This is a genomic window from Cellulosimicrobium funkei, assembly GCF_004519295.1.
Lineage (GTDB): Bacteria > Actinomycetota > Actinomycetes > Actinomycetales > Cellulomonadaceae > Cellulosimicrobium > Cellulosimicrobium funkei.
The window spans coordinates 1-1098 of sequence record NZ_SOZH01000019.1 but is presented as its reverse complement, the minus strand read 5'-3'; the positions used below and the strand labels follow the sequence as shown (position 1 = coordinate 1098).

The window sequence follows — 1098 nt, the reverse complement described above, 5'->3', positions numbered from 1 at the left end:
GCGGGGGACGTGGTGACGGTCCCGGTGCTGAGGAACGACACGCACCCGGACGGGTTGGAGCTGTTCCTGCAGCCCGAGCTGGAGCAGGACGTGGACTCCGCACTGGGCGAGGCGTTCGTCTCGGAGGACACGCTGCGGTTCAAGGCGGGCTCGGAGGCGGGCACGGCGTACGCGATCTACCGGGTGCGGGACGTCAACGGGCAGGAGGACTCGGCCCAGGTCACGATCCGGATCCGTGACGGCGAGGACAACGCCCCGCCGCAGCCGCGCGAGATCGAGGCCCGGGTGCTGTCCGGTTCCAGCGTGCGCATCGCGGTCCCGCTGGACGGCATCGACCCCGACGGCGACTCCGTCCAGGTCACCGGCATCGCCACCCCCGCGGGCAAGGGCACCGCCCGGGTCGTGGACGGGATGATCGAGTACGCGGCGTCGAAGAACGCGACCGGGGCGGACACGTTCACCTACTCCGTGCTCGACGCGCGCGGCGCCACCGCCACGGGCACGGTCAACGTCGGCATCGCCCGTCCCGCGGACACCAACCAGTCGCCGGTCGCGGTGGACGACGAGGTGACGGTGCGCCCGGGGCGCACGGTCTCGGTCGCGGCGCTGGCCAACGACACCGACCCCGACGGCGACCAGGTCGGCCTGGTCCCGGGCGGGATCGAGGACACCCACGACCTGGACGCCGAGGTCGTGGCCGACCGTATCGTGCTGACCTCGCCCGACCAGGACGGCTCGTACACGTTCTACTACCAGATCCAGGACACCTACGGCGCCCGCGCGACCGGCGCGGTCACCGTGAACGTCTCGGCCAACGCGCCCCTGCTGCCCCCGGTCGCGCGCGACGACACCGTGCCCGTGGAGGACATCCTGGGCAAGACCGAGGTCACCGTCCCCGTCCTGGACAACGACGAGGACCCCGACGGCGCCGCGAGCGAGCTCACCGTCACCACCGACGCGAGCACCGCGAGCGTCACCCCCGACGGCGAGCTCACCGTCACCCTCACCGAGGGTCGCCAGGTCATCACCTACACCGCGACCGACATCGACGGCCTGACCGCCAAGGCCTTCGTCAAGGTCCCCGGCCTCACCGACCAG

Annotated in this window: 1 protein-coding gene; it reads left to right on the top strand. The window is 72.1% G+C overall.

The genetic code is table 11. From position 1 onward, the window contains the following. Positions 1–9: 9 nt before the first annotated feature. Positions 10–1098 (top strand): Ig-like domain-containing protein (locus E1O70_RS19740; protein WP_420808502.1); only part of this gene is annotated, 1089 nt, incomplete at its 3' end.